3 protein-coding genes are annotated in these 6949 nt (G+C 74.9%); all 3 read right to left on the bottom strand.

All coding sequences use genetic code 11. The features are described 5' to 3' along the window. Positions 1–1450 (bottom strand): BTAD domain-containing putative transcriptional regulator (locus QC282_RS31785; RefSeq protein ID WP_279553063.1); only part of this gene is annotated, 1450 nt, incomplete at its 3' end. A gap of 275 nt (positions 1451–1725) precedes the next feature. After that, positions 1726–3663 (bottom strand): ATP-binding cassette domain-containing protein, encoded by a 1938-nt coding sequence (locus QC282_RS31780; RefSeq protein WP_279553064.1) that lies wholly within the window; start codon positions 3661–3663, stop codon positions 1726–1728. A 196-nt stretch (positions 3664–3859) separates the two neighbouring features. Next, positions 3860–6949, bottom strand: a 3090-nt coding sequence (locus tag QC282_RS31775; RefSeq protein WP_279553062.1) for a type I polyketide synthase, incomplete at its 5' end; no start/stop codon positions are given.

Raw genomic sequence — 6949 nt, 5'->3', positions numbered from 1 at the left:
CCAGCAGGGCGGCGCAGCTTTTCGGGACGGCGCCGTTGACGACGGGGATGGCGCCGGTGCCGTCGGCGGCGCACGTGACGACGACGTCGCCGGTCGCGACGGCCACCCGGGGCGCCGAGCAGCCCCGTTCGGGGACGGGGCCGCCCGCGCCGTACTGCCGCAGTCGGCGCAGGATCGCCAGGCCCGCCCGTACCGCGCGGGTGGCGTCGTCCTCCCTGGTGCGGACGACGCCGAACAGCGCGAAAGTGACCGGCCCGAGGACGCCGGACACCTTGCCGCCGTACCGCTCGACCTCGTCCCGGATGGCGACCGCGAGCTCCCCGGAGAGCCGGGCGGCGTCCTCGGGGTCGCCGCCGAGGCCCTTTCCGAGGGTGGTGCGCACGAGCAGCATGGACAGTTGCTTGCGCTGCTCGGTGAGGGCGCCGGCCGGTGCGGCGGGGTGCGGCAGTCCGGTGGCCGTGCTCGCGGTGAGCGGTGACCGGCCGGGGCGCGCGGCAGGGAGGCCGTCGAGGCCCACGCTGGTCGGCATCGGCATCGGCATGGATATGGGCACGGGCATCGGCGCGGGCATCGGGACGGGCCCTGGTGCGGGCGCCGGCTCGGGGCGGGCGGGTGGCGGTGCGGGCGCGCCGGCCGGTGTGCGGGCGCGGGCGGGCTCGCCGTCCCGCGCCATGATGGCGAGCGCGTCCGGCTGGCCGAGGACGGGGTCGTGATCGAGGATCGCGCGTTCCATCGCGCGCAGTGTCCGGCCGGGTTCGAGGCCCAGTTCCGAGGCGTACGCGTCGCGCGTCCTGCGGTACGTCTCCAGCGCGTCGACCTGCCTGCCGCACCGGTACAGGGCGAGCATCAGCTGGGCGCACGACCGCTCGCGCACCGGGCCGCGCTCGACGAGGGCCTCCAGCTCCCCGAGGACGTCGCGGTGCCGTCCGCGGGCGAGTTCGGCCTCGAACAGGTCTTCCCGGGTGGCCGCGCGGGCGCGGGCGAGCGCGGCGAGTTCGGGCCAGTCGGCGCCGGTCTCCGCGAGGTCGGCGAGGGCGGGCCCGCGCCACAGCTCCAGGGCGGCGCGCAGATGCCGCGCGGCGGACGCCCAGGCACCGGCCGCGAGGTCGCCGCGCCCCTGGTCGGCCAGGGCACGGTAGGTGGTCAGGTCGAGGTCGTCGCCGTCCACGCGGAGCAGATAGCCGGGGGCGTGGGTGAGCAGTGCCGGTCCGGTCGGGGCGGTGTCCTCTGCGAGGAGGCCGCGCAGCGCGGAGACCGCGTTCTGCAGCATCTTCCGGGCGGTCGGCGGCGGGTTCCCGGCCCACAGGGCGCGCAGCAGGGCGCTGGTCGCGACGACCTCGTTGGCGTGCAGCAGCAGATGGCCGAGGGCGGCGCGCTGTCTGACGCCGCTCGGTACGACCGGGCCGTGTTCGCCGAGGACCGTCAGCGGGCCCAGCACCCGGAATTTCATGCCGGTATCGCTCCCGTTCGTCGGACCCGGGAACGAACGAAAAGGAGCGGCCTTGTCCCCGGCATTCCCGAATGCGCCGAACCGCGCCCGGACTTTCCTTCCCTGGCGCGCTTTCTCCGCGTGCCCGTTCGGCCGTTCACGGGCTTCGCACCGGGCGCGTGAACGGCCGACGGACCTTTTCCCTCTGGATCCGAGAAGGAGGTTATCGAGGGTTCTCGGCGTGGGTCACTGGGGAAAACACCGGACTCCGGCCGGGGACGGGCCGGCGCCCGGCGTCAGGAGGCCCGCCAGCGCAGCGCCCGGTCGGCGATCCACAGGGCGGCCACCGACGCCACCGCGAGCACGGCCACGTCGAACGCGAACGCGCCGTCGATGTCGCCGGTGACGCTGTGCCGGATCGCGTCGGCGCCGTAGCTGGTCGGCATCGCGTAGCTGACGGCCCGCAGCACCGGCGGCAGCGACTCCAGCGGGATGAGCAGCGGAGCGCCCAGCAGCAGAAGGAAGTTGAGCATGTACGTCACGATGGAGATCAGCTCGATCTTGTCGATGACACTGCCGATGACGAGCCCGAGCGCGGCCAGCGGCAGCGCGGTCAGCGGGTAGACGAACAGCAGGGTCGGGGACAGCGTGAGCCGGATGTCGTAGAGGACCTCCACGGCGAGCAGTGAGGTGAGCAGGCCGGGGGCGATGAGCAGCAGCCGGGCCGCGACGAACGCCATCACGAAGGCGATCTTGCTGATCGGCAGCGAGGCGTAGTACATCATCGAGCCCTCGGCCTTGATGGCGCCGATGCGCTGGGCGATGGCGGTGGTGCCGAGGGCGGCGATGGAGAACACGCCCGAGCCGCTGGCGATGTACAGCAGGCTCGTCTCGTCGGTGAGGCCGCTGCCGATGCGGGAGAAACCGAACACCATGGTCAGAGGCATGAAGATGCCGAACACCATGTGCACGTGCCAGGACGTGCGCACGATCAGCATGTGCTCGAACCAGAGGTACTTGAAGGACGTGCCGAAGGTGGCGAAGCGTTCGCGCAGGCCGCGCCGGGGTGCCTTGACGGCGACGGCGGCCGGTGCGGGTCGGCGGTCGGGGCCGGGCTCCGTGCGCGCGGGGGGCAGCGGCGCGCGTTTCGGGGCGGGCGCCGGGTGGCCGGTGTCGGCGGGTGTGTCCTCGGCCGCCCGCTCCGGGGCCCCGACCGGCGCGAGTTGCTGCACGGGCGGCTGCGTTTCCGGCTCGGCCTGCGGCACCGTGTCGCCCGGCTTCAGGCTGAGGTACACGTCCTCCAGGGTGGGCCGGGCGAAGCGGAAGTCGTCGACGCGGGTCACGCCGACGTCGGTGACGAGGACCTCCAGCAGCGGCTGGATGCGGTCGGGCGGGGCGGTGACCAGGTAGCTGCCGCCGCGGTCGCCGGGGCTGACGACGCCGATCCGGCCGAGCCGCGCCGCCTCCTCGTCGGTGAGGCTGCCGCCGTCGCGGACGAACAGCTCCAGCCGCGCCTGCGCGCCGGTCTGTTCCTTCAGCTCGCCCGGGGTGCCCATCGCGGTGATCCGGCCGCCGTGCATGACGGCGACGCGGTGGACGGCCTTCTCGGCCTCCAGCACGTTGTGGGTGACGAGCACGACCGTGGTGCCGTCGTCGGCGGCGCGCCGCTGGACGATGTCCCAGATCAACCGCCGGTTGTGCGGGTCGAGTTCGTTGGTCGGCTCGTCCAGCACGATGAGTTCGGGCCGGCCCATCAGCGTCATGCCGAAGTTGACCAGCTTCATCAGGCCGCCGCTGAGCCGCTCCACCTGCCGGTCGGCGTAGGGGCCGAGGCCGAGTTCGTCGATCAGTTCGTCGGTCTGGCGGCGCGCGTCCGCCTCGCTCTGGCCGCGCAGCCGGCCCGTGTAGTGCAGTGCGCGGCGCGTCTCGATCAGCCGCATCGACAGGCCGCGCTGCGGCAGGAACCCGACGGTGGACTTCACCGTCTCCGGGTGCCGCACCACGTCGATGCCGTTGACGGCGACGGTGCCCGACGTGGGCCGTACCAGGCCCAGCAGTTGCAGCACGAGCGTCGTCTTGCCGGCGCCGTTCGCGCCGAACAGGCCGAACACCTGCCCGCGCGGCACGTCGAACGTCAGCCCGTCATTCGCCTTGATCAGCTCTCCGTTGCGCCCGCGATAGGAGCGCACGAGATCGCGCACCTCGATCGCCGGGCCGTCGTCCGCCCTGACCATGCCCACGTGTCATCGCCTCTTCGGCTCAGGGACCCGGCAACCGCCGGTGGTCCGCCGTTCATGTACCGGTCCGCCTTCGCGCGCCTTCCGTCGGCACGCGCGGTGCCGGGGTGGCGCGGAGGGGTTCGCCCCGGCCGCACGGCCACGCTAGGCCGGGCCGGGGTGTGGCCGTCAGTGGAAGCTCTCCACCCCCCGGTCACCCGTCGCCGAGTTCGTCGTCGAGGAAGGCGAACATCTCGTCGTCGGACAACGTGTCCACGTCGAACTCCGCGTCCTTCTCCCCCGGCGCCCGGGATGCCTGCTCCCCGGCCGCCGGCGGGGCGGCGACCGTGGCCCAGCGTGCCTTGAGGACGTCGAGCCGGCCCGCGATCCGCCGGTGCTCCGGCCCGTCGGCGGGTCCCGGCAGGGCGGCGATCAGCTCCTCGACGCGGGTGAGCGCGGCGAGCAGCCGGCCGGGCCCGGTCTCGTCCCGGTCCGGCACCAGCAGCGTGTGGAGCTGCCGTGCGACGGCTTCCGGTGTGGGGTGGTCGAGCGCGAGCGTCGCGGGCAGCCGGATGCCGGTCGCGGCGCTCAGGCCGTTGCGCAGTTCGACGGACATCAGCGAGTCGAAGCCGAGGTCGCGGAAGGCGCGGTCGGGGCCGACGGGGGCCGGGTCGCCGGGCCGGTGGCCGAGCACGGCGGCGACCTGCCCGCGCACCAGTTCCAGCAGCGCCGCCCGCCGCTCGTCCTCAGCCAGTCCGGCCAGCCGTTCGCGCAGCCCGGGGTCGGCGGCCCGCGACGCCACCCGCCGCGCCCGGACCAGGCCGTGCAGCAGCGGCGGCACGTCGTCCCGGGCGCGCAGCGCCGCCAGGTCGAGCCGTACGGGCAGCAGTACGGGGCCGGGGTCGGCGGCCGGGTCGGGGGCGGTGGCCAGGTCGTACAGGGCCAGGCCCTCGTCGGGGCGCAGCGGCGGGAAGCCGGCGCGGCGCATCCGGTCCAGGTCCCGGGCGGTGAGACCGCCGGCCATGCCGTCCGGCTGCTGCCAGGTCCCCCAGGCCAGGGAGCGGCCCGGCAGTCCGAGCCGGTGCCGGTGCCGCACGAGGGCGTCGAGGAAGGCGTTGGCCGCGGCGTAGGCGCCTTGACCGGCGTTGCCGAAGGTACCGGCGGCCGACGAGAACACCACGAACGACTCGACGTCCGGGAGGAGTTGATGCAGGTGCCAGGCGGCGTCGGCCTTGGGGCGCAGCACGGCGGTGATCCGGGTGGGCGTCAGCTCCCCGGTCACACCGTCGTCCAGTACGCCCGCGGCATGCACGACGGAGGTGATCCGCCGCCCCGCCGACGCCTGTGCGGCCAGCAGCCGCTCCAGTGCGGTCCGGTCGCCGACGTCGCAGGCCACCGCCTCGGCACGGGCACCGGCACCGGCCAGGTCCGCGAGGAGTTCCGCGGCGCCCGGCGCGTCGGGGCCACGCCGGGAGACGAGCAACAGGTCGCGCACGCCGTGCCGTTCGGCCAGGTGCCGGGCGACCAGGGCGCCGAGTCCGCCGGTGCCGCCGGTGACGAGGACGGTCCCCGTCTCCGTGCGCCGGACGGCGCCGTCCGGATCGGGGGCCAGGGACACGCGTTCGAGCCGCGGCACGAGCACGGCACCGTCCAGGACGGCCACTTCGGGCTCATCGAGCGTCAACGCCTGGGCCGCGCCGACCGGTTCGCCGGGAATGTCGAGCAGAATGATCCGGCCCGGGTGCTCGCTCTGCGCGGACCGCACCAGTCCCCAGGCCGCGGCGGCGGCCGGTTCCGCGCCGGTGGTGGCGCCCCGCAGGACCACCACGAGCCGCGCGTCCGCGAACCGCTCGTCGCGCAGCCACTCCTGCACGAGTGCCAGCGCGGCGGTGGCACAGGCGTGAGCGCCGCAGGCCGGGTCGGCGGCGGTGACCGCGAGCACGGCCAGCACCAGGCGGTGGCGACGGTCGACGGCCCACATCTCCGGATACGACGTCACCTTGATGCCGGCGCCTGCGAGCGCCCCGGCGAGGTCGTCGGGGATCCCACCGGCCACGGCGATCTCGTCGGGCACCGCGGGTCCCGCGCCGTCGGGCGCCGTCCAGACGGTCCGCAGCAACGCGTCCGGCGTGGCCTGCGCAGCCGCACCGGCGAGACCGTCGGCCACGGGCCGGACCGACAACGACCCGACGGCGAAGACGGGTTGGCCGTCCGGGCCGGTGGCGGTGATGGCGACGGTCCGCTCCCCGGTCGGGGTCAGCCGGGCCCGTACGGTCCTGGCCCCGGACGCGAAGAGCGCGACGTCCGCCCAGGTGAACGGCAGCGCCGTGCCCTCGTCGCCGCCCGCTCCGGTGAACCCGGCCGCGTGCAGCACGGCGTCGAGCAGCGCCGGGTGCACCCCGTAGCCGTCGGTGACGGTCCCGGGCGGCAGGGAGACCTCCGCGAACACGTCGTCGCCGCGCCGCCAGGCCTGCCGCAGCGCCTGGAACGACGGCCCGTACGCGAGGCCGGCGTCCGCCAACACCTCGTAGTGCCCCGTGAGTTCGACCGGCTCGGCGCCCGTCGGCGGCCACACGTCCGCCTCCGGCGGCGGCGTGGCGGTGCCGTCGGCGAGGACCCCGGTGGCGTACGCGGTCCAGGCCGCGTCCGGTCCCCCGTGCTCCGGGCGGCCGTGCACGGTGAAGGTGCGCCGCCTGTCCTCGTCGGCGCCGCCGACCCGCACCTGGAGCCGCATCGCCGCCCCGGAGCCGGGCAGGACCAGCGGGGCGAGTGTCGTCAGCTCCTCGATCCGTCCGGCGCCGAGTTCGTCACCGGCCCGGATCGCCAGTTCCACGAGTGCCGCGCCGGGCAGCAGAGTCCGGCCCAGCACGGTGTGGTCGGCGAGCCACGGCTGCGAGCTGGTCGCCACGGTTCCCGTGAACACGGCACCGTCCCCGCCCGCGAGCGTCATCGCCGCGCCCAGCAGCGGGTGGTCGGTCGGCAGGAGTCCGGCGGCGCGGACGTCTCCCGGGCCCGCGACGGGCGGCTCCGGCCAGTAGCGCACGCGCTGGAACGGGTAGGTCGGAACATCGACGAGTCGAGCCCCCGTACCGGCGAAGTACGCCGCCCAGTCCACGTCCACGCCGTGCACGTGGAGTCGGGCGAGGGCAGCGACGAGGGCCTCCTCCTCCGGGTGGCCCTTGCGGAGGGCGGGTACGGCGATGACGTCCTCGGGTGCGGACTGCTGGACGAGGGCGGTCAGGGTGCCGTCGGGACCGAGTTCGAGGAAGCGGCTGACTCCCTGACCGGTCAGGGTGCGGATGCC

It is taken from the genome of Streptomyces sp. DH24, from assembly GCF_029813775.1.
In the GTDB taxonomy this organism is placed as follows: domain Bacteria; phylum Actinomycetota; class Actinomycetes; order Streptomycetales; family Streptomycetaceae; genus Streptomyces.
The sequence above is the reverse complement of the archived record's forward strand: the minus strand, read 5'-3'. Positions and strand labels throughout refer to the sequence as shown.